Consider the following 20,681-nt stretch of genomic DNA (forward strand, 5'->3'; position numbering starts at 1 on the left):
GTCAACATCCTTACTTAACCAGGATTTAACACGGAAAACAGCCTCATTATTCCACTGCTCGCCGGGTTATAGCAAGATGACTTTTACCAATTATCACCCGGTTACTCACAGTTTCTTCACTTCAGAATGGCAATTGGTTTAATAACCACCAAATCGGTTGCGCGAAACCGGGAGCTGGCCGGATAAAAGTAAATATAAGCATAGAAAAATGAGTGGCGCTAATGGCTGACGATATTTAGAATCGCCAACCATGAAAACAGAGACTCCAGCCGTAAAAATGGTTGCCATCGCCGAAGATGACGCGGGGCAACGTATCGATAACTTTTTGCGCACCCAGTTGAAAGGTGTGCCAAAGAGCATGATTTACCGCATCCTGCGTAAGGGCGAGGTGCGGGTTAACAAAAAACGCGTGAAGCCCGAGTACAAACTCGAGGCGGGCGATGAAGTGCGTATTCCGCCGGTGCGCGTTGCGGAACGTGAAGAAGAGACCGTTTCACCGAAGCTACAGAAAGTGGCGGCCCTGAGCGATGTGATCCTTTACGAAGATGACCACATTCTGGTGCTCAATAAACCGTCAGGAACGGCTGTCCATGGCGGTAGCGGTCTGAGCTTCGGCGTGATTGAAGGACTGCGAGCCCTGCGCCCGGAAGCGCGCTTCCTTGAACTGGTGCACCGTCTTGACCGTGATACCTCTGGCGTACTGCTGGTGGCGAAAAAGCGTTCTGCGCTGCGTTCTCTGCATGAACAGCTGCGTGAAAAAGGAATGCAGAAAGACTACCTGGCGCTGGTGCGCGGTCAGTGGCAGTCCCATGTAAAAGTGGTGCAGGCGCCGCTGCTGAAGAACATTCTGCAAAGCGGCGAACGTATTGTCCGCGTGAGCCAGGAAGGAAAACCGTCTGAGACGCGCTTTAAGGTTGAAGAGCGCTATGAGTTTGCCACGCTGGTGCGCTGCAGTCCGGTGACCGGTCGTACCCACCAGATCCGCGTGCATACGCAGTTTGCAGGGCACCCAATTGCCTTTGATGACCGCTATGGCGACCGCGAGTTTGATAAGCAGCTGGCGGGGACGGGACTGTCGCGTCTGTTCCTGCATGCGGCAGCGCTGAAGTTTACCCATCCTAATACAGGTGAAGTCATCCGTATTGAAGCGCCGCTAGATGAGCAGCTGAAACGCTGTCTTAAGGTTCTGCGCGGCTGAGTTTGCTTTCCTCCCTCTCCCTGTGGGAGAGGGCCGGGGTGAGGGAATCAGGCCGCAACGTTTCAGTCACATGGTCAGTGGATTACACTCTTCTCGTCTTAACATCTGACACAAAGCAATTAGCGGTAACCCCACCAGCGTGTTGGGATCGCGTCCGTCCAGCTTGTCGAACAGCGCAATCCCCAATCCTTCACTTTTAAAGCTCCCCGCACAGTTCAGCGGACGTTCCCGGCGCACATAATCCACGATCTCTTGCTCGCTGAGATGGCGGAAGTGTACGTCGAACGGCTCGCACTCCGTTTGCAGATGGCCGGTGGCGGAGTTATAGAGCGCCAGGCCGGTATAAAAGGTCACGATAGTGCCTCGCGCACGCAGAAGCTGCTGACAGGCGTTCTCCTCCGTATGGGGCTTGCCGGTGATTTCGCCGTCCAGCACGCAAACCTGGTCTGAGCCTATAATCAAATGTGCGGGGTAACGTGCGGCCAGCGACTGCGCTTTCTCCTTAGCAAGACGCATCACCAGATGACGCGGTGATTCGCCCGGCTGTGGCGTCTCATCGACCTCTGGCGCGGCGCATTCAAACGGGATCCCGAGCTTTTCCAGCAGCATTCGGCGGTAGGGCGATGTGGAAGCAAGGACGAGATTTGGCATATTTTTATCACCAGATATAGCGTATCGATGCCAGCCATTTTAAACTACAGGCCGCAATGTGTGCGAATAATTGGCAAAAGGCAGCTCTGGTTGCCTTTTTCTTTGACTCTATGACGTTACAAAGTTAATATGCGCGCCCTATGCAAAAGGTAAAATTACCCCTGACTCTTGATCCGGTTCGTACGGCTCAAAAACGCCTCGATTACGAAGGTATCTATACTTCCGATCAGGCTGAGCGTATTGCCGAATCCGTAGTCAGTGTGGACAGTGATGTAGAATGCTCCATGTCGTTCGCTATCGACAACCAGCGTCTCGCCGTTTTAACCGGTGATGCAAAGGTGACGGTAACGCTCGAATGTCAGCGTTGCGGGAAACCGTTTGTACAGCATGTTCACACAACGTATTGTTTCAGTCCGGTTCGTTCTGACGAACAGGCTGAAGCACTCCCGGAAGCGTATGAGCCGATTGAGGTTAACGAATTCGGTGAAATCGATCTTCTGGCTCTGGTTGAAGATGAAATCATCCTCACCTTGCCAGTGGTTCCGGTGCATGATTCTGAACACTGTGAAGTGTCCGAGGCGGACATGGTCTTTGGGGAACTGCCTGATGAAGCGCAAAAACCAAACCCATTTGCCGTATTAGCCAGCTTAAAGCGTAAGTAATTGAGGAGTAAGGTCCATGGCCGTACAACAGAATAAACCAACCCGTTCCAAACGTGGCATGCGTCGTTCCCATGACGCGCTGACTGCAGTTACCAGCCTGTCTGTAGACAAGACTTCTGGTGAGAAACACCTGCGTCACCACATCACCGCTGACGGTTTCTACCGCGGCCGCAAGGTTATCACTAAGTAATCACGCGCAAGCGTGATTAGGCTTAGTGAGGATTTCCCCGTGCAAACGGGGAATTTACCGAACCAGGCTGCGACGATACCTTGACACGTCTAACCCTGGCGTTAGATGTCATGGGGGGAGATTTTGGCCCTTCCGTGACAGTGCCTGCAGCATTGCAGGCACTGAATTCTAATTCGCAACTCACACTTCTTTTAGTCGGCAATCCCGACACAATCACGCCATTACTCGCAAAAGCTGACTTTGAACAACGTTCGCGTCTGCAGATTATTCCTGCGCAGTCAGTTATTGCCAGTGATGCCCGACCCTCGCAGGCCATTCGCAATAGTCGTGGCAGCTCTATGCGGATAGCGCTGGAGCTGGTGAAAGAAGGGCGAGCTCAGGCTTGCGTCAGCGCGGGGAATACCGGCGCGCTGATGGGGCTGTCGAAATTACTGCTCAAGCCTATTGAAGGTATTGAGCGTCCGGCGCTGGTAACGGTGTTACCGCATCAGCAGAAGGGCAAAACGGTGGTGCTCGATTTGGGCGCTAACGTCGACTGTGATAGTACTATGCTGGCTCAGTTTGCCGTGATGGGATCGGTGCTGGCAGAAGAAGTCGTCGGGATCAACACTCCCCGTGTTGCGTTACTGAACATTGGTGAAGAAGAGACCAAAGGCCTGGACAGCATTCGCGAAGCGGCTGAATTGCTCAAACAGGTTCCCTCCATCAACTATATTGGTTATCTCGAAGCCAATGAGTTGTTGACGGGTAAAACGGATGTTCTGGTGTGCGATGGCTTCACCGGAAACGTCACGTTGAAGACCATGGAAGGGGTCGTGCGCATGTTTCTTTCTCTGCTGAAATCTCAGGGAGAAGGCAAAAAAAGCGCCTGGTGGCTAATTTTATTGAAGCGTTGGTTACAAAAGAGCCTGACGCGGCGATTCAGTCACCTCAACCCCGACCAGTATAATGGCGCCTGTCTGTTAGGATTGCGCGGCATCGTGATTAAGAGTCATGGCGCCGCCAATCAGCGAGCATTTGCTGTCGCGATTGAACAGGCAGTGCAGGCGGTGCAGCGACAAGTCCCTCAGCGGATTGCCGCTCGCCTGGAATCTGTATTAGCTAAAAGTGACTGAGCGTACATGTATACGAAGATTTTAGGTACCGGCAGCTACCTGCCAAAACAAGTGCGTACCAACGCCGATCTGGAAAAAATGGTAGATACGTCTGACGAGTGGATTGTCACGCGCACAGGTATCCGTGAACGTCGTATTGCCGCGCCAGACGAAACTGTGTCGACCATGGGTTACGAAGCCGCACAGCGTGCAATCGAAATGGCCGGCATTGATAAAGAACAGATTGGTTTGATCGTGGTCGCCACCACGTCTGCCACGCATGCTTTCCCAAGCGCGGCGTGCCAGGTGCAAAACATGCTCGGCATTAAAGGCTGTCCGGCGTTTGACGTCGCTGCCGCGTGCGCAGGCTTCACCTATGCGCTGAGCGTTGCCGACCAGTACGTGAAATCCGGTGCCGTTAAATATGCGCTGGTGATCGGTGCTGACGTGCTGGCGCGCACCTGCGATCCAACCGATCGCGGAACGATCATTATTTTTGGTGATGGTGCGGGCGCGGTACTGCTGGGGCAGTCCGAAGAGCCGGGTATCATCTCTACGCATCTGCATGCTGATGGCAGCTACGGCGAACTGTTGACCCTGCCTAACGCCGATCGCGTTAATCCGGACAATTCGATTTACCTGACCATGGCAGGGAACGAGGTGTTCAAGGTGGCGGTGACTGAGCTTGCACACATCGTTGATGAAACGCTGGAAGCGAATAACCTTGAGCGTTCCGCCCTCGACTGGCTGGTGCCGCATCAGGCGAACCTGCGTATCATCAGCGCTACCGCGAAAAAGCTGGGCATGTCGATGGATAACGTTGTAGTGACGCTGGATCGTCACGGCAACACCTCTGCGGCGTCGGTACCGTGCGCATTTGATGAAGCGGTACGCGATGGACGAATCAAACGGGGCCAGCTGGTCTTGCTTGAAGCCTTCGGTGGCGGGTTCACCTGGGGTTCCGCGCTGGTTCGTTTCTAGTATAAGGAATAAAAAATGACGCAATTTGCTTTTGTGTTCCCGGGCCAGGGCTCTCAAACCGTTGGGATGTTGTCTGAAATGGCAGCACACTATCCGGTAATTGAAGAGACTTTCCGTGAGGCTTCTGATGCACTGGGTTATGATTTATGGGCGCTGACCCAGCAGGGTCCGGCCGAAGAACTGAACAAAACCTGGCAGACCCAGCCAGCGCTGCTGACCGCGTCCGTTGCGCTGTGGCGCGTCTGGCAGCAGCAGGGCGGTAAAGCGCCAGCGCTGCTCGCAGGTCACAGCCTGGGTGAATACTCTGCGCTGGTGTGTGCCGGCGTGATCGCGTTTGCTGACGCGGTACGTCTGGTTGAACTGCGCGGTAAATTCATGCAGGAAGCGGTGCCGGAAGGCACGGGCGGCATGTCTGCCATCATCGGTCTGGATGATGCTGCAATTGCAAAAGCGTGTGAAGAATCTGCTGAAGGCCAGGTTGTCTCTCCGGTAAACTTCAACTCGCCGGGCCAGGTGGTTATTGCCGGTCATAAAGAAGCGGTTGAACGTGCAGGTGCGGCCTGTAAAGCAGCCGGTGCTAAGCGTGCGCTGCCGCTGCCGGTCAGCGTGCCGTCTCACTGTGCGCTGATGAAGCCTGCTGCCGAGAAACTGGCGGTTGAGCTGGAAAAAATTACGTTTAACGCACCGACGATTTCCGTTGTGAACAACGTCGATGTGAAATGCGAAACCACGCCGGAAGCTATCCGTGACGCACTGGTTCGCCAGCTCTACAGCCCGGTACAGTGGACCAAAACCGTTGAGTTTATGGCCGCTCAGGGCGTTGAGCATCTGTATGAAGTCGGCCCAGGTAAAGTCCTCACCGGTCTGACAAAACGTATTGTTGACACCCTGACAGCCTCGGCGATTAACGAGCCGGAAGCGATGTCAGCGGCACTCTCGCAATAAAAGAGGAATACCATGAGTTTTGAAGGAAAAATCGCCCTGGTCACTGGCGCAAGCCGCGGTATCGGGCGTGCAATTGCTGAAACACTGGTTGCGCGCGGCGCGAAGGTGATTGGTACAGCAACCAGCGAGAATGGCGCTCAGGCCATCAGCGAGTATCTGGGTGCAAACGGTAAAGGTCTGGTACTGAATGTGACCGAACCTGCATCTATCGAATCTGTTCTGGAAAATATTCGCGCAGAGTTTGGTGAAGTGGATATTCTGGTAAACAATGCCGGGATCACTCGCGATAACCTGTTAATGCGAATGAAAGACGACGAGTGGAACGATATCATCGAAACCAACCTGTCATCTGTATTCCGTCTGTCAAAAGCGGTAATGCGCGCTATGATGAAAAAGCGTCACGGTCGTATTATCACTGTCGGTTCTGTGGTTGGTACCATGGGAAATGCTGGTCAGGCTAACTACGCTGCGGCGAAAGCAGGTCTGATTGGTTTCAGTAAGTCGCTGGCGCGTGAAGTTGCGTCCCGCGGTATTACGGTAAACGTTGTTGCTCCGGGCTTTATTGAAACGGACATGACGCGTGCGCTGACTGATGAGCAGCGTGCGGGTACGCTGGCGGCAGTTCCGGCGGGTCGTCTTGGCGACCCTAAAGAAATCGCCAGCGCGGTTGCATTTTTAGCCTCTGACGAAGCGGGTTACATCACTGGTGAGACCCTCCACGTCAACGGCGGGATGTATATGGTTTAACCACGATGAAAAATATTTGCGTTATTAGGGCGAATGGCCTCAAAATAACGTAAAATCGTGGTAAGAACTGCCGGGATTTAGTTGCAAATTTTTCAACATTTTATACACTACGAAAACCATCGCGAAAGCGAGTTTTGATAGGAAATTTAAGAGTATGAGCACTATCGAAGAACGCGTTAAGAAAATTATCGGCGAACAGCTGGGCGTTAAGCAGGAAGAAGTTGTGAACTCCGCTTCCTTCGTTGAAGACCTGGGCGCAGATTCTCTTGACACCGTTGAGCTGGTAATGGCTCTGGAAGAAGAGTTTGATACTGAGATTCCGGACGAAGAAGCTGAGAAGATCACCACCGTTCAGGCTGCCATTGATTACATCAACGGTCACCAGGCGTAAGTGAACATCTCCAGGCGGTCATTCGACCGCCTGAGTTTTATCTTTTTTATTCCCACGAATCTCTTTTTTTATCCCTCCCTGGAGGACAAACGTGTCTAAGCGTCGTGTAGTTGTGACCGGACTTGGCATGTTGTCTCCTGTCGGCAATACCGTAGAGTCCACCTGGAAAGCTCTCCTTGCCGGTCAGAGCGGCATCAGCCTAATCGACCATTTCGATACTAGCGCCTATGCAACGAAATTTGCTGGCTTAGTAAAGGATTTTAACTGTGAAGAGATCATCTCGCGCAAAGAACAGCGCAAGATGGATGCCTTCATTCAATATGGAATTGTCGCTGGCGTTCAGGCCATGCAGGATTCTGGCCTTGAGATTACGGAAGAGAACGCAACCCGTATCGGCGCCGCTATCGGCTCCGGGATTGGCGGTCTTGGCCTGATCGAGGAAAACCATACATCGCTGATGAATGGCGGCCCGCGTAAGATCAGCCCGTTCTTCGTTCCGTCCACGATTGTTAACATGGTGGCGGGTCACCTGACCATCATGTTCGGCCTGCGTGGGCCAAGCATTTCTATCGCGACTGCCTGTACGTCTGGCGTACATAACATCGGCCAGGCCGCGCGCATTATTGCGTACGGCGATGCAGATGCTATGGTTGCGGGCGGTGCTGAAAAAGCCAGTACTCCACTGGGTGTTGGCGGTTTCGGTGCGGCGCGTGCGCTGTCTACCCGTAATGATAACCCGCAGGCGGCGAGCCGTCCGTGGGATAAAGACCGTGACGGCTTTGTGCTGGGCGACGGGGCGGGCATGATCGTACTGGAAGAGTACGAGCACGCGAAAAAACGCGGCGCGAAAATTTATGCTGAAATCGTTGGTTTCGGCATGAGCAGCGATGCTTACCACATGACGTCTCCTCCTGAGAACGGCGCGGGTGCTGCGCTGGCGATGGAAAACGCGATTCGTGATGCGGGTATTACTCCAGCACTAATTGGCTACGTGAACGCGCACGGCACTTCTACGCCTGCAGGCGATAAAGCTGAAGCTCAGGCGGTTAAGTCTATCTTCGGCGAATCTGCCAGCCGCGTAATGGTGAGCTCCACCAAGTCCATGACCGGTCACCTGTTGGGTGCGGCGGGTGCGGTAGAGTCAATCTACTCCATCCTTGCGCTGCGCGATCAGGCTGTTCCGCCAACCATCAACCTGGATAACCCGGATGAAGGTTGCGATCTGGACTTCGTTCCTCACGAAGCGCGTCAGGTTAGCGGTATGGAGTACACCCTGTGTAACTCCTTCGGCTTCGGTGGCACCAATGGTTCTCTGATCTTCAAAAAGATCTGATCCTGACGTCCCGATAGCATTTAAAAAGGTCCGCTTGCCGGGCCTTTTTTATTAAGCCTAATCTTCTTGTCGGTTGCATGACATCCTGCCAGACTAATTGCCCACGCATAAGGAGCCACCATGTTTTTAATCAATGGCCTTGAGCAGGACACGCTGCCTGCCAGCGACAGGGCGATACAGTTCGGTGATGGTTGCTTTACGACGGCGCGCATTCTGGACGGTGATGTCTGCCTGCTGGAGGCGCACATTCGACGCCTGCAGCATGGCTGTGAAAAGCTAATGATCCCCTTTACGCACTGGGACACATTGCGTCAGGAAATGTGCCAGCTGGCAACCGGGAAGGACAGCGGCGTACTCAAAGTCATCATCAGCCGCGGCAGTGGTGGCCGGGGTTACAGCGCTGCATCGTGCCTCAACCCAACGCGTATCCTCTCCGTTTCTGCTTATCCCGCACATTATTCTCGCTGGCGAGAAGACGGCATCACTCTGACGCTGAGCCCAGTACGACTGGGACGAAACCCGATGCTGGCCGGGCTTAAGCATCTCAACCGCCTCGAGCAGGTGCTCATTCGTACTCATCTTGAACAGACGGACGCCGAAGAGGCGCTGGTTCTTGACAGCGAAGGGTTCATTACGGAATGCTGTGCGGCTAATTTACTCTGGCGGCAGGGGGAAGAGGTGTTCACTCCGTCGCTGGAGCACGCTGGCGTAAATGGGTTAATGCGTCAGTTTTGTCTGCAACAGCTGGCACGCTCTGGCTTTCGCGTTGTCGAAGTTAGCGCAGGAGAAGCCGCGCTACAGACTGCCGATGAAGTCATCATCTGCAATGCGCTGATGCCTGTTGTACCCGTCCGTGCGTATGGCCAACAACGCTGGTCTTCGCGCGAACTGTTTCAGTTTTTAGCCCCGATATGTGAGCAAACCAGATAGTCATGAAAAAAATGTTGCGCTTTGTCCTTATCCTCATCGTTGCGCTGGGCGTCGCTGGCGGAGCTGGCGTATGGAAAGTTCGCCAGCTGGCGGACAGCAAGATCCTGGTTAAAGACGAAACGATCTTTACCCTGAAAGCGGGAACCGGCCGTCAGGCGCTGGGGGAACAGCTCTATGGCGACAAGATTATTAATCGTCCAAGGGTATTCCAGTGGCTGTTGCGCGTGGAGCCTGAGCTGTCACATTTCAAAGCCGGCACCTATCGCTTTACGCCGGGAATGACCGTCAGAGAGATGCTGCAGCTGCTGGAAAGCGGCAAAGAAGCCCAGTTCCCCCTGCGGTTTGTGGAAGGGATGCGCCTGAGCGATTATCTCAAACAGCTGCGTGACGCGCCGTATATCAAACATACGTTAAAAGACGATAGCTATCAGACGGTGGCAGAAGCGCTGAAGCTTGAACATCCGGAATGGGTGGAAGGCTGGTTCTGGCCAGACACCTGGATGTACACGGCAGGCACGACCGATGTGGCTATCCTGAAGCGGGCGCACAAAAAAATGGTTGCCGCCGTAGATGCCGCCTGGGAAGGGCGGATGGAAGGATTGCCTTACAGCGATCCGAACCAGTTCGTGACCATGGCCTCGATCGTTGAGAAAGAGACGGCCGTCGCTGCTGAGCGCGATCGGGTGGCGTCAGTATTTATCAACCGTCTGCGAATTGGCATGCGTCTGCAAACCGACCCTACCGTAATCTACGGCATGGGTGAGAGCTATACCGGCAAGATCTCAAGAAAAGATCTGGAGACGCCAACGGCGTATAATACCTACGTGATTAGCGGTTTACCGCCGGGCCCGATCGCCACGCCGAGCGAAGCGTCGCTCAAAGCCGCCGCGCATCCGGCTAAAACACCGTATCTCTATTTTGTGGCTGATGGAAAAGGGGGGCATACCTTTAACACCAACCTTGCCAGCCACAATCGCTCTGTTCAGGACTATCTGAAGGCACTTAAGGAAAAAAATGCGCAGTAAATACATTGTCATTGAGGGACTCGAAGGGGCGGGTAAAACCACCGCCCGCAACGTGGTGGTGGATACGCTCAAAGCGCTTGGCGTGGCGGACATGGTATTTACCCGCGAGCCGGGCGGCACGCAGCTGGCTGAAAAGCTGCGCAGCCTGGTACTGGATATTAAATCCGTGGGCGACGAAGTTATCACTGACAAAGCCGAAGTGCTGATGTTCTACGCGGCGCGCGTTCAGCTGGTTGAGACGATTATCAAACCTGCCCTGGCCGAGGGTAAGTGGGTGATCGGCGACCGTCACGATCTGTCGACTCAGGCGTATCAGGGCGGAGGACGCGGCATCGACCAGACAATGCTCGCAACGCTGCGTAATGCCGTACTGGGGGATTTTCGCCCCGACCTGACGCTCTATCTGGATGTGACCCCGGAAGTGGGGCTCAAACGTGCCCGCGCGCGCGGCGAGCTGGACCGCATTGAACAAGAGTCGTTTGATTTCTTTAACCGCACCCGTGCGCGCTATCTTGAGCTGGCCGCACAGGACAGCTCAATTTGTACCATCGATGCGACGCAGTCCCTGGACGACGTCACGCGCGACATTCAGCACACCATTACGCAGTGGGTGCAGGAGCAGCAGGCATGAAATGGTATCCATGGTTGCGCCCACACTTTGAACAGCTGATCGGCAGCTATCAGGCGGGTCGGGGGCATCATGCGTTACTGATTCAGGCATTGCCAGGAATGGGTGATGATGCGTTGATTTATGCCATCACCCGTTTTCTGATGTGTCAGCAGCCGGAAGGGCACAAGAGCTGTGGTAAATGCCGTGGCTGCCAGCTGATGCAGGCGGGGACGCATCCTGACTACTACACTCTTGAGCCTGAGAAGGGAAAAAGCGCGCTCGGTATTGATGCCGTGCGTGAAGTCAGTGAAAAACTGTATGAACATGCGCGGCTGGGCGGTGCAAAAGTGGTCTGGCTTAAAGACGCCACGCTGCTTACCGAGGCTGCGGCTAACGCCCTGCTTAAAACCCTGGAAGAGCCGCCGGTTAAAACGTGGTTTTTCCTCTCATGCCGTGACCCGGGACGATTGCTGGCGACGTTGCGCAGCCGTTGTCGTCTTCATCACCTTGCAGTACCTCAGGAATCGTGGGCGCTGAGCTGGCTTGAACGAGAGGTGACAACGTCACCTGAGAGCGCGCTGACCGCCTTGCGCCTGAGCAGCGGCGCGCCCGCGGCGGCGCTGGCACTACTGCAGCCTGACGTCTGGTCAGAGCGAGAAACGCTCTGCCGGGCCGTGGATACGTCGCTGAACAGTCACGACTGGCTAAGTTTACTGCCTGCGCTTAACAGCGATCGGGCCGTTGAGCGTTTGCACTGGCTGGCCTCCTTGCTGCTGGATGCGCTCAAAATCCAGCAAGGGGCAACGCTGCTGACCAACCCGGACGCGTGGCCGCTGGTGAATACGCTGGCGAACCGCCTCTCGGGAAAGATTCTTCACGCGATGCTCCATGAAATTTGCCAGAGCCGTGAACAGCTTTTAACCGTGACGGGCCTTAATCGCGAGCTTTTACTGACCGACCAGTTACTGCGCATCGAACATTACCTGCAACCCGGCGTCACACCGCCTGTTTCCCATCTCTGAGAGAGACATTATGTTTTTAGTCGACTCACACTGCCATCTTGATGGCCTGGATTATCAATCCCTGCATAAAAACGTGGATGACGTGCTGGCAAAAGCCGCTGCCCGCGATGTGAAATTCTGTCTTGCGGTGGCGACGACGCTGCCGGGCTACCGCTCCATGCGTGAGCTGGTGGGCGTTCGCGATAACGTGGTGTTCTCCTGCGGCGTGCACCCGTTGAATCAGGACGAGGCGTACGACGTTGAGGATCTGCGCCGACTGGCAGCAGAAGAGGGCGTGGTGGCGATGGGCGAGACCGGGCTGGACTACTTTTACACGCCGGAAACCAAACCGCGCCAACAGGAGTCCTTCCGCAACCATATTCGCATTGGCCGGGAGCTGAACAAGCCGGTTATCGTCCACACCCGCGACGCGCGCGCGGATACCCTGGCGATCCTCCGGGAAGAAAACGTGACGGATTGCGGTGGCGTACTACACTGTTTCACAGAAGACAGAGAAACGGCGGGGAAGCTGCTTGATTTGGGGTTTTATATCTCGTTTTCGGGGATCGTGACGTTCCGTAATGCTGAGCAGCTGCGTGATGCTGCACGTTATGTTCCGCTCGATCGCATTCTGGTGGAAACGGATTCTCCGTACCTGGCACCGGTACCGCATCGCGGTAAAGAGAACCAGCCCGCTATGACGAGAGACGTGGCTGAGTACATGGCCGTACTGAAGGGCGTCAGCATCGATGAGCTGGCCCGCGTGACGACGGAAAACTTCTCCACGCTGTTCCATATCGACCCCGCCCGCCTGCAATCTGTCTGATACACCTGTTTTTTTTAGGCTCGTAATTAATAAGTAAAGCGAGTAAAGTTCACCGCCTCATTTGGGGCGGTGAGGGTGTTTTTAGACACATCCGGACATGCTTTTTGTAAATAACTGAAAGTTTTTCGACCGCCTTAAGCTGAAACGTGATAGCCGTCAAACAAACTCAGAGGGAATTATTTTACTCTGTGTAATAAATAAAGGGCGCTTAGATGTCCTGTCCACGGCACGGTACTCCCCCCGGGCCAATGCGTGAAAGCGTAAAAAAAGCACAAATACTCAGGAGCACTCTCAATTATGTTTAAGAATGCATTTGCTAACCTGCAAAAGGTCGGTAAATCGCTGATGCTGCCAGTATCCGTACTGCCTATCGCAGGTATCCTGCTGGGTGTCGGTTCTGCTAACTTCAGCTGGCTGCCAGCCGTAGTTTCCCACGTGATGGCCGAAGCAGGCGGTTCTGTCTTTGCTAACATGCCACTGATCTTCGCGATCGGTGTGGCTCTGGGCTTCACCAATAACGACGGCGTTTCTGCGCTGGCTGCAGTGGTTGCCTACGGCATCATGGTGAAAACCATGGCTGTGGTTGCGCCGCTGGTTCTGCATTTACCGGCAGAAGAGATCGCCGCGAAACACCTGGCGGACACCGGTGTTCTGGGCGGTATCATCTCCGGTGCGATTGCAGCGTATATGTTTAACCGTTTCTATCGCATCAAGCTGCCTGAGTATCTGGGCTTCTTCGCGGGCAAGCGTTTCGTTCCGATCATCTCTGGTCTGGCAGCGATTTTCACTGGCGTGATCCTGTCCTTCATCTGGCCACCAATCGGCTCTGCTATCCAGACCTTCTCTCAGTGGGCTGCTTACCAGAACCCGGTTGTGGCGTTTGGTATCTACGGCTTCATCGAGCGTTGCCTGGTGCCATTTGGTCTGCACCACATCTGGAACGTTCCATTCCAGATGCAGATTGGTGAATTCACCAACGCAGCAGGCCAGGTATTCCACGGCGATATCCCACGTTATATGGCGGGCGACCCAACTGCAGGTAAACTGTCTGGTGGCTTCCTGTTCAAAATGTACGGTCTGCCAGCCGCTGCGATTGCTATCTGGCACTCTGCTAAGCCAGAGAACCGTGCAAAAGTGGGCGGTATCATGATCTCCGCAGCGCTGACCTCGTTCCTGACCGGTATCACCGAGCCGATCGAGTTCTCCTTCATGTTCGTTGCGCCGATCCTGTACGTTATCCACGCGATTCTGGCGGGCCTGGCGTTCCCAATCTGTATCCTGCTGGGTATGCGTGACGGTACGTCCTTCTCTCACGGTCTGATCGACTTCATCGTTCTGTCCGGTAACAGCAGCAAACTGTGGCTGTTCCCAATCGTGGGTGCGTGCTATGCCGTTGTTTACTACACCATCTTCCGCGTGCTGATTAAAGCACTGGACCTGAAAACTCCGGGTCGTGAAGATGCGACAGAAGACAGCAAAGCTGGCGCTACCAGCGAAATGGCTCCGGCACTGGTCGCAGCGTTCGGCGGTAAAGAGAACATCACTAACCTGGACGCGTGCATCACTCGTCTGCGTGTGAGCGTTGCCGACGTAGCGAAAGTAGACCAGCCGGGTCTGAAAAAACTGGGCGCAGCGGGCGTAGTTGTTGCAGGTTCTGGTGTACAGGCAATCTTCGGTACCAAATCCGATAACCTGAAAACCGAAATGGATGAGTACATCCGCAGCAACTAAGTTGTGACCTGGGGAGACTAAGGCAGCCGAATGGCTGCCTTTTTTATTTGTGTCTTAAAAAACGCCACTGAGACGCGAGAGCGGTCACTCTTCAGTCAGCTGATGAACATTCAGGAAAGAAATCGAGGGAGGAGGTTGAAAGGACAGGAGAAACTCGCTCATACTCTTGGATTGTGTCACACACCGATCCCGGGAGTGTGTTTACAGCGGACGCATTGCGCCAGATTAAACAAAAAAGGAAAAGGTCATGGCTGAAGAAACGATTTTCAGTAAAATTATCCGCCGCGAAATTCCGTCAGATATCGTCTATCAGGATGAACTGGTGACGGCTTTCCGGGACATTTCCCCTCAGGCTCCGACGCACATCCTTATCATTCCCAATATTCTGATTCCGACTGTAAACGACGTAAAAACCGAGCATGAAGTGGCGTTAGGTCGTATGCTGACGGTGGCAGCCAAAATCGCTGAACAGGAAGGGATTGCAGAAGACGGTTACCGTCTGATCATGAACTGCAACCGCCATGGTGGCCAGGAAGTTTATCATATTCACATGCATCTGCTGGGTGGACGTCCTCTGGGGCCGATGCTGGCACATAAAGGTCTTTGACATGCTGAAAGGGCGTATTGCAGCGCTGGTAATGGCGATGATGATTGTGGGGTGCAGCTCGCGTCCGGCGATACCCGTGAATGATGAACAGACGCTGGTCATGGAGTCCTCCGTGCTTGCCGCGGGCATCACGGCGCAACAGCCCGCGTTGACTATCAGTGAAATCAACTCATCTGCCTCCTCTACGCTCTTTAATGAAAGACATGAACCAGTGACGGTTCACTACCGTTTTTTCTGGTATGACGTAAGAGGTCTTGAAATGCATCCGCTGGAGGCGCCGCGCAGCGTCACCATTCCGGCCAGGTCGTCGGTAACGCTCTATGGCAGCGCCAACTATCTGGGTGCGCATAAGGTGAGACTTTATCTTTATCTCTGAGGGGTGAACCTTGATTAAAAATTTGAGCCGCTATGCGCTCGTGACAGCTTTCGCTCTGTTTCTTGCAGGGTGTGTGACCCGAACTGAACAGCCTGCGCCTGTGGAAGAGGCTAAACCGGGTACTGAACAGCCGACGCCGCCAACGCAGCAGCAGCCAACCGTGCCGTCTGTACCGTCTATTCCGGCGCAGCCAGGCCCGATTGAACATCCGGACCAGACGTCACAGCCCACGCCGCGCGTGCGCCATTACGACTGGAACGGGGCAATGCAGCCGATGGTCGGCAAAATGCTGCAGGCGCAGGGCGTGACGGCGGGCAGCGTGTTGCTGGTCGACAGCGTCAACAACCGTACCAACGGTTCACTGAACGCGGGTGAAGCGACGGAAACCCTGCGTAATGCTCTGGCTAACAACGGCAAGTTTACGCTGGTTTCGGCTCAGCAGCTCGCGGTCGCCAAACAGCAGCTGGGCCTGTCGCCGCAGGATAGCCTCGGTACCCGCAGCAAGGCGATCGGCATTGCCCGTAACGTTGGCGCACAGTATGTGCTGTACTCTAACGCCACCGGTAACGTGAATACCCCAGCCCTGCAGATGCAGCTGATGCTGGTTCAGACAGGCGAAATTATCTGGTCAGGTAAAGGTGCGGTTACGCAACAATGACAGCACGCGTGAAGAGATTCTGACGCGCTATTTTCCTCAGTACCGCCTTATCGCGCCGCAGGCCCATTCCGGGCTTGGCGGCGCGAGTTGCATTATAGAGCAGGGCGAACGACGTCTGGTCTTGCGGCAAAATCACGACCCCTTTGCTCCTGCCTCCCATTTCCGTCGTCAGTTTCGTGCCCTGAGACGTCTTCCGCCGGATCTCGTGCCTGCCCCTCGTTTTTTCAGACAGGGCTGGATGGCCGTCGACTATCTGGAAGGTGAAGTTAAAAGCGCGCTGCCGGACACGCCGGCGCTCGCGTCGATGCTGTATCATCTGCACCGGCAGCCACGTCTGGGATGGCGAACGACGTTATTCCCTCTGCTGGTACATTACTGGCAGCAAGCCCTGCCTGACAGGCGTACAACAGTATGGCTGGCAAATCTCAAGCGGCTGCGTAAAACGGGCGAGCCGCAGCCGATTCGGCTCGCGCCGCTGCATATGGATGTTCATGCCGGGAATATTGTTCATACGCCAGCGGGCATCAGGCTTATCGACTGGGAGTATGCCGGAGATGGCGATGTGGCGCTGGAGCTGGCGGCAGTCTGGACGGAGAGTGAAGCCGCGCGGCAGATGCTCATCAGGGACTACGCCCGGGTAGCGCATATTGACCCCGACGCGCTGAGGCGTCAGGTCAGACGCTGGCGACCCTGGGTCATCATGTTAATGGCTGGCTGGTTTGAAATGCGCTATCGGCAGTCCAGAGACAAACAATTTATTGCGCTGGCAGACGATGCCTGGCGTCAGTTACAAACTAAAGGATAAGAGAGGTGGATGTGGGTCCAGTCATGTTGGATGTAGAAGGGTTTGAGCTGGATGCGGAGGAGCGTGAAATTCTGGCGCATCCGCTGGTGGGTGGCCTGATCCTGTTTACCCGCAACTATCACGATCCGGCGCAGCTGCGTGAGCTGGTGCGTCAGATCCGCGCCGCGTCGCGTAACCATCTGGTGGTGGCCGTCGATCAGGAAGGCGGGCGCGTGCAGCGTTTTCGCGACGGTTTTACCCGTCTCCCGGCAGCCCAGTCATTTGCCGCGCTGCTCGGCACGGAAGAGGGTGGAAAACTGGCGCAGGAGGCCGGCTGGCTGATGGCCAGCGAAATGATTGCCATGGATATCGACATCAGCTTTGCCCCGGTGCTGGATGTAGGGCATATCAGCGCTGCTATCGGAGAGCGTTCATACCATGAAGATCCGCGTATTGCGCTGGCAATGGCGACCCGGTTCATCGACGGCATGCACGATGCCGGAATGAAAACCACCGGGAAACACTTCCCGGGGCACGGGGCGGTGACGGCGGATTCTCACAAAGAGACCCCGCGCGATCCGCGTCCGGAAGCGGAGATTCGCGCCAAAGATATGTCGGTTTTCCAGTCGCTTATCACCGACAAAAAGCTGGATGCCATTATGCCCGCGCACGTGATTTACAGCGACGTCGACCCGCGTCCTGCCAGCGGTTCTCCGCATTGGCTGAAAACCGTTCTGCGTCAGGAACTCGGTTTCAACGGCGTGATTTTCTCTGACGATTTGTCGATGGAAGGGGCCGCGATCATGGGCAGCTACGCTGAACGCGGTCAGGCATCGCTGGATGCGGGTTGCGATATGATCCTGGTCTGCAATAATCGTAAAGGTGCCGTTAGCGTGCTGGATAACCTGTCGCCGATCAATGCAGAGCGTGTTACACAATTGTATCATAAAGGTTCATTTAGCCGTCAGGAGCTAATGGATTCGGCGCGCTGGAAGACGGTCAACGCCCGGCTTGAAGACCTGAATGAGCGCTGGCAGGCACATAAAGCCAGCCTGTAAACCCTCCCGGAAGGCGTAGCGTGGTGAGAAGACGATGATCATCTATTTACACGGTTTTGACTCAAACAGTCCTGGTAATCATGAGAAGGTGCTGCAGCTGCAGTTTATCGATCCGGATGTACGGTTGATCAGCTACAGCACGCGCCATCCGAAGCATGATATGCAGCATCTGCTCAAAGAGGTGGACAAGATGTTGCAGCTCAACGTCGACGATCGCCCGTTGATTTGCGGCGTGGGGCTGGGCGGCTACTGGGCGGAGCGGATTGGCTTCCTGTGCGACATTCGCCAGGTGGTGTTTAATCCCAACCTGTTCCCGAACGAGAACATGGAAGGCAAAATTGACCGTCCGGAAGAGTATGTCGATATTGCGACCAAGTGCGTCAGCAATTTTCGTGAGAAAAACCGCGACCGCTGCCTGGTGATCCTTTCACGTAATGATGAAGCGCTCAACAGCCATCGGGCAGCAGAGCTCCTGCATCATTACTATGAGATCGTCTGGGACGAAGAACAGACCCACAAGTTCAAAAACATCTCCCCGCATCTGCAGCGCATCAAAGCGTTTAAAACGCTGGGTTAACCCTATACCCGCAGGCATCAAAGCCCGGCCGCGAAAGCGTTCCGGGCTTTCTTTTTGACCAGAATTGTCTACTTTTAAGCCATCAAAACTTGATGCATATCAATTTTGGTATGACCAATGCGCCTGACGTGGTATTCTCAATGCACCTGAATGGTTTCAGTGCTGTAACCTGTTGTTAATTAAGGGTTATTTTTATAACTTTTAATTAACAATTGGTTAATAATTTGAGGGGGTCACGTTGACTACGCCATTGAAAAAGATAGTGATTGTAGGCGGTGGTGCTGGCGGGCTGGAGCTGGCTACACAGCTGGGCAAGAAGCTGGGTCGCGGTAAAAAAGCCAAAATTACGCTGGTGGATCGTAACCACAGCCACCTGTGGAAACCGCTGCTGCACGAAGTAGCGACAGGCTCTCTGGATGAGGGCGTGGACGCGCTCAGCTATCTGGCGCACGCGCGCAACCATCATTTCCAGTTCCAGCTGGGCTCGGTGGTGGACATCAACCGTGAAAGCAAAACCATCACCCTGGCAGAGCTGCGCGATGAAAAAGGGGAGCTGCTGGTTCCCGAGCGTAAACTGCCGTACGACACGCTGGTCATGGCGCTGGGCAGTACCTCCAACGATTTCAACACGCCGGGCGTGAAAGAGCACTGCATCTTCCTCGATAACCCGCACCAGGCGCGTCGTTTCCATCAGGAAATGCTGAACCTGTTCCTGAAGTACACCAGCAATATGGGTGCGAACGGTAAGGTGAATATCGCTATTGTCGGCGGCGGTGCGACCGGCGTTGAGCTGTCTGCGGAGCTGCACAATGCGGTGAAACAGCTGCACAGCTACGGCTACAAAGGGTTAACTAACGAAGCGCTGAACGTCACGCTGGTTGAAGCCGGTGAACGCATCCTGCCCGCGCTGCCTCCGCGAATTTCCGGTGCGGCGCACAATGAGCTCACCAAGCTGGGCGTGCGGGTGCTGACGCAAACCATGGTGACCAGCGCCGACGAAGGCGGCCTGCACACCAAAGACGGCGAATATATCAAAGCGGATCTGATGGTCTGGGCGGCAGGTATCAAAGCGCCTGACTTTATGAAAGAGATCGGCGGTCTGGAAACGAACCGCATTAACCAGCTGGTAACCGAGCCAACGCTGCAAACCACGCGCGATCCTGAAATCTTTGCCATCGGTGACTGTGCCTCCTGTGCGCGTCCTGAAGGTGGATTCGTGCCGCCGCGCGCGCAGGCCGCTCACCAGATGGCAAGCCTTGTGCTGCACAACATTCTGGCGCAGTACAAAGGCAAGCCAATGAAAGCCTATATCTACAAAGACCACGGTTCACTGGTGTCGCTGTCAAACTTCTCTACCGTCGGCAGCCTGATGGGCAACCTGATGCGCGGCTCAATGATGGTAGAAGGGCGCATTGCCCGCTTCGTGTATATCTCCCTGTACCGCATGCACCAGATTGCGCTGCACGGCTATTTCAAAACCGGGCTGATGATGCTGGTGGGCAGAATCAACCGCGTGATCCGTCCGCGTCTGAAGCTGCACTAATCTTTCACTCCCTCCGGGCCCTCTGGAGGGAGTTTTTAGCATTTCATGCTGTAGATCACAGTTTGACTGCTTAAGAGTTCTCCTAAATACAATATATCTCCTCTCAACGCCCTTTTTTTGATCCTTTATCTGATTGGCGAAGCGCGGCCTCCATTGCAAAATTGTTACCAATAGCAACAAAGGAGGAAGTCCCGTGAATAAATCAATGTTGGCGGGTATAGGGATTGGCGTCGCGGCTGCGTTAGGTGTGGCTGCCGTTGCCAGTCTCAACGTATTAGATCGCGGCCCGCAGTATGCACAGGTGGTTTCTGCTACACCGATTAAAGAAACCGTGAAAACCCCTCGTCAGGAGTGCCGTAACGTCTCCGTGACGCACCGTCGTCCGGTGCAGGATGAAAACCGCATTGCCGGTTCTGTTCTTGGTGCGGTAGCGGGTGGCGTGATTGGTCACCAGTTTGGCGGCGGCCGGGGTAAAGACGTAGCGACCGTGGTCGGCGCGCTGGGTGGCGGCTATGCCGGTAACCAGGTGCAAGGCGCGATGCAGGATAATGATACCTACACCACGACTCAGCAACGCTGCAAAACCGTCTATGACAAGTCGGAAAAAATGCTGGGCTATGACGTGACGTACAAAATTGGCGATCAGCAGGGCAAAATCCGCATGGATAAAGACCCGGGCACGCAAATTCCACTGGATGGAAATGGCCAGCTGGTTCTGAATAACAAAGTGTAAAAAAGATGTTCTCTGAATTTAGCTCCTCAT

Annotated in this window: 24 protein-coding genes; 23 read left to right on the top strand and 1 reads right to left on the bottom strand. The window is 54.7% G+C overall.

Going from position 1 to position 20,681, the window contains the following annotated elements:
- The first annotated feature begins 250 nt into the window (after nt 1-250).
- Nucleotides 251-1,198 carry a 23S rRNA pseudouridine(955/2504/2580) synthase RluC gene (rluC, locus tag ACJ69_RS04135; protein ID WP_024909023.1) on the top strand — a complete coding sequence of 316 codons (948 nt, stop codon included), beginning with the start codon at nt 251-253 and terminating at the stop codon, nt 1,196-1,198.
- A 66-nt stretch (nt 1,199-1,264) separates the two neighbouring features.
- On the opposite strand, the gene ACJ69_RS04140 is transcribed toward rluC, so the two are convergent.
- On the bottom strand, nt 1,265-1,849 hold the full coding sequence (locus ACJ69_RS04140) for a Maf family protein (RefSeq protein WP_047648098.1): 585 nt from the start codon (nt 1,847-1,849) through the stop codon (nt 1,265-1,267).
- A 140-nt stretch (nt 1,850-1,989) separates the two neighbouring features.
- On the opposite strand from ACJ69_RS04140, the gene yceD reads away from it, so the two are divergent.
- The 22 genes from yceD to ACJ69_RS04250 all read left to right on the top strand — a co-directional run bounded on the left by yceD (nt 1,990) and on the right by ACJ69_RS04250 (nt 20,651).
- Nucleotides 1,990-2,511 carry a 23S rRNA accumulation protein YceD gene (gene yceD / locus ACJ69_RS04145; RefSeq protein WP_014883375.1) on the top strand — a complete coding sequence of 174 codons (522 nt, stop codon included), beginning with the start codon at nt 1,990-1,992 and terminating at the stop codon, nt 2,509-2,511.
- 16 nt (nt 2,512-2,527) lie between these two features.
- A complete protein-coding gene (gene rpmF / locus ACJ69_RS04150) occupies nt 2,528-2,701 on the top strand; it encodes a 50S ribosomal protein L32 (protein WP_003857964.1) in 174 nt (57 codons plus the stop codon).
- 80 nt (nt 2,702-2,781) lie between these two features.
- Nucleotides 2,782-3,816 carry a phosphate acyltransferase PlsX gene (gene plsX / locus ACJ69_RS04155; protein WP_059290957.1) on the top strand — a complete coding sequence of 345 codons (1,035 nt, stop codon included), beginning with the start codon at nt 2,782-2,784 and terminating at the stop codon, nt 3,814-3,816.
- Nucleotides 3,817-3,822: 6 nt separating this feature from the next.
- On the top strand, nt 3,823-4,776 hold the full coding sequence (locus ACJ69_RS04160; protein WP_008500797.1) for a beta-ketoacyl-ACP synthase III: 954 nt from the start codon (nt 3,823-3,825) through the stop codon (nt 4,774-4,776).
- Between the two features lie 15 nt (nt 4,777-4,791).
- Nucleotides 4,792-5,721: an ACP S-malonyltransferase gene (fabD, locus tag ACJ69_RS04165; protein ID WP_059346484.1), complete on the top strand. Its 930-nt coding sequence runs from the start codon at nt 4,792-4,794 to the stop codon at nt 5,719-5,721.
- Nucleotides 5,722-5,733: 12 nt separating this feature from the next.
- Nucleotides 5,734-6,468, top strand: coding sequence for a 3-oxoacyl-ACP reductase FabG (fabG, locus tag ACJ69_RS04170; RefSeq protein WP_008500795.1), 735 nt, complete (start codon nt 5,734-5,736; stop codon nt 6,466-6,468).
- A 154-nt stretch (nt 6,469-6,622) separates the two neighbouring features.
- Nucleotides 6,623-6,859: an acyl carrier protein gene (acpP, locus tag ACJ69_RS04175; protein WP_003857954.1), complete on the top strand. Its 237-nt coding sequence runs from the start codon at nt 6,623-6,625 to the stop codon at nt 6,857-6,859.
- 91 nt (nt 6,860-6,950) lie between these two features.
- Entirely contained in the window at nt 6,951-8,192 is a 1,242-nt protein-coding gene (fabF, locus tag ACJ69_RS04180) for a beta-ketoacyl-ACP synthase II (RefSeq protein ID WP_059346485.1), read from the top strand.
- A gap of 120 nt (nt 8,193-8,312) precedes the next feature.
- Complete coding sequence (gene pabC / locus ACJ69_RS04185; RefSeq protein ID WP_059346486.1) at nt 8,313-9,122, top strand: aminodeoxychorismate lyase; 810 nt, start codon at nt 8,313-8,315, stop codon at nt 9,120-9,122.
- A 2-nt stretch (nt 9,123-9,124) separates the two neighbouring features.
- Nucleotides 9,125-10,147, top strand: coding sequence for a cell division protein YceG (gene yceG / locus ACJ69_RS04190; RefSeq protein ID WP_047648096.1), 1,023 nt, complete (start codon nt 9,125-9,127; stop codon nt 10,145-10,147).
- Nucleotides 10,137-10,778 carry a dTMP kinase gene (gene tmk, locus ACJ69_RS04195; protein ID WP_029739872.1) on the top strand — a complete coding sequence of 214 codons (642 nt, stop codon included), beginning with the start codon at nt 10,137-10,139 and terminating at the stop codon, nt 10,776-10,778. The genes yceG and tmk overlap by 11 nt, the downstream gene beginning before the upstream one ends.
- A complete protein-coding gene (gene holB, locus ACJ69_RS04200; protein ID WP_059346487.1) occupies nt 10,775-11,779 on the top strand; it encodes a DNA polymerase III subunit delta' in 1,005 nt (334 codons plus the stop codon). The genes tmk and holB overlap by 4 nt, the downstream gene beginning before the upstream one ends.
- A gap of 10 nt (nt 11,780-11,789) precedes the next feature.
- Entirely contained in the window at nt 11,790-12,584 is a 795-nt protein-coding gene (locus tag ACJ69_RS04205) for a metal-dependent hydrolase (RefSeq protein WP_029739870.1), read from the top strand.
- A 297-nt stretch (nt 12,585-12,881) separates the two neighbouring features.
- Nucleotides 12,882-14,315: a PTS glucose transporter subunit IIBC gene (gene ptsG / locus ACJ69_RS04210; RefSeq protein ID WP_023311158.1), complete on the top strand. Its 1,434-nt coding sequence runs from the start codon at nt 12,882-12,884 to the stop codon at nt 14,313-14,315.
- Between the two features lie 247 nt (nt 14,316-14,562).
- Nucleotides 14,563-14,922 carry a purine nucleoside phosphoramidase gene (gene hinT, locus ACJ69_RS04215; RefSeq protein WP_006809243.1) on the top strand — a complete coding sequence of 120 codons (360 nt, stop codon included), beginning with the start codon at nt 14,563-14,565 and terminating at the stop codon, nt 14,920-14,922.
- A 1-nt stretch (nt 14,923) separates the two neighbouring features.
- Nucleotides 14,924-15,298, top strand: coding sequence for a YcfL family protein (locus ACJ69_RS04220; protein ID WP_023311159.1), 375 nt, complete (start codon nt 14,924-14,926; stop codon nt 15,296-15,298).
- A 13-nt stretch (nt 15,299-15,311) separates the two neighbouring features.
- Nucleotides 15,312-15,956 (top strand): penicillin-binding protein activator LpoB, encoded by a 645-nt coding sequence (gene lpoB / locus ACJ69_RS04225; protein WP_103791505.1) that lies wholly within the window; start codon nt 15,312-15,314, stop codon nt 15,954-15,956.
- Complete coding sequence (gene thiK / locus ACJ69_RS04230; RefSeq protein ID WP_059346488.1) at nt 15,937-16,761, top strand: thiamine kinase; 825 nt, start codon at nt 15,937-15,939, stop codon at nt 16,759-16,761. The genes lpoB and thiK overlap by 20 nt, the downstream gene beginning before the upstream one ends.
- An 11-nt stretch (nt 16,762-16,772) precedes the next feature.
- The gene (gene nagZ / locus ACJ69_RS04235; protein ID WP_054829825.1) at nt 16,773-17,798 is read left to right on the top strand and encodes a beta-N-acetylhexosaminidase; all 1,026 of its coding nucleotides are present in this window, start codon (nt 16,773-16,775) and stop codon (nt 17,796-17,798) included.
- A 34-nt stretch (nt 17,799-17,832) separates the two neighbouring features.
- Nucleotides 17,833-18,375, top strand: coding sequence for an alpha/beta hydrolase YcfP (gene ycfP / locus ACJ69_RS04240; protein WP_008500781.1), 543 nt, complete (start codon nt 17,833-17,835; stop codon nt 18,373-18,375).
- Between the two features lie 238 nt (nt 18,376-18,613).
- Nucleotides 18,614-19,918 (top strand): NAD(P)/FAD-dependent oxidoreductase, encoded by a 1,305-nt coding sequence (locus tag ACJ69_RS04245; protein WP_059346489.1) that lies wholly within the window; start codon nt 18,614-18,616, stop codon nt 19,916-19,918.
- 193 nt (nt 19,919-20,111) lie between these two features.
- Nucleotides 20,112-20,651: a glycine zipper 2TM domain-containing protein gene (locus ACJ69_RS04250; RefSeq protein WP_008500779.1), complete on the top strand. Its 540-nt coding sequence runs from the start codon at nt 20,112-20,114 to the stop codon at nt 20,649-20,651.
- The last annotated feature ends 30 nt before the right edge of the window (nt 20,652-20,681 follow it).

It is taken from the genome of Enterobacter asburiae (genome assembly GCF_001521715.1).
Lineage (GTDB): Bacteria > Pseudomonadota > Gammaproteobacteria > Enterobacterales > Enterobacteriaceae > Enterobacter > Enterobacter asburiae.

Coding starts and splice junctions, on each gene's coding strand:
- ptsG (WP_023311158.1), top strand. CDS start 12,882: ATGTTTAAGAATGCATTTGCTAACCTGCAAAAGGTCGGTAAATCGCTG.
- ACJ69_RS04160 (WP_008500797.1), top strand. CDS start 3,823: ATGTATACGAAGATTTTAGGTACCGGCAGCTACCTGCCAAAACAAGTG.
- holB (WP_059346487.1), top strand. CDS start 10,775: ATGAAATGGTATCCATGGTTGCGCCCACACTTTGAACAGCTGATCGGC.
- ACJ69_RS04220 (WP_023311159.1), top strand. CDS start 14,924: ATGCTGAAAGGGCGTATTGCAGCGCTGGTAATGGCGATGATGATTGTG.
- tmk (WP_029739872.1), top strand. CDS start 10,137: ATGCGCAGTAAATACATTGTCATTGAGGGACTCGAAGGGGCGGGTAAA.
- ACJ69_RS04140 (WP_047648098.1), bottom strand. CDS start 1,849: ATGCCAAATCTCGTCCTTGCTTCCACATCGCCCTACCGCCGAATGCTG.
- rluC (WP_024909023.1), top strand. CDS start 251: ATGAAAACAGAGACTCCAGCCGTAAAAATGGTTGCCATCGCCGAAGAT.
- acpP (WP_003857954.1), top strand. CDS start 6,623: ATGAGCACTATCGAAGAACGCGTTAAGAAAATTATCGGCGAACAGCTG.
- rpmF (WP_003857964.1), top strand. CDS start 2,528: ATGGCCGTACAACAGAATAAACCAACCCGTTCCAAACGTGGCATGCGT.
- ACJ69_RS04205 (WP_029739870.1), top strand. CDS start 11,790: ATGTTTTTAGTCGACTCACACTGCCATCTTGATGGCCTGGATTATCAA.
- yceD (WP_014883375.1), top strand. CDS start 1,990: ATGCAAAAGGTAAAATTACCCCTGACTCTTGATCCGGTTCGTACGGCT.
- hinT (WP_006809243.1), top strand. CDS start 14,563: ATGGCTGAAGAAACGATTTTCAGTAAAATTATCCGCCGCGAAATTCCG.
- ycfP (WP_008500781.1), top strand. CDS start 17,833: ATGATCATCTATTTACACGGTTTTGACTCAAACAGTCCTGGTAATCAT.
- fabG (WP_008500795.1), top strand. CDS start 5,734: ATGAGTTTTGAAGGAAAAATCGCCCTGGTCACTGGCGCAAGCCGCGGT.
- pabC (WP_059346486.1), top strand. CDS start 8,313: ATGTTTTTAATCAATGGCCTTGAGCAGGACACGCTGCCTGCCAGCGAC.
- yceG (WP_047648096.1), top strand. CDS start 9,125: ATGAAAAAAATGTTGCGCTTTGTCCTTATCCTCATCGTTGCGCTGGGC.
- fabD (WP_059346484.1), top strand. CDS start 4,792: ATGACGCAATTTGCTTTTGTGTTCCCGGGCCAGGGCTCTCAAACCGTT.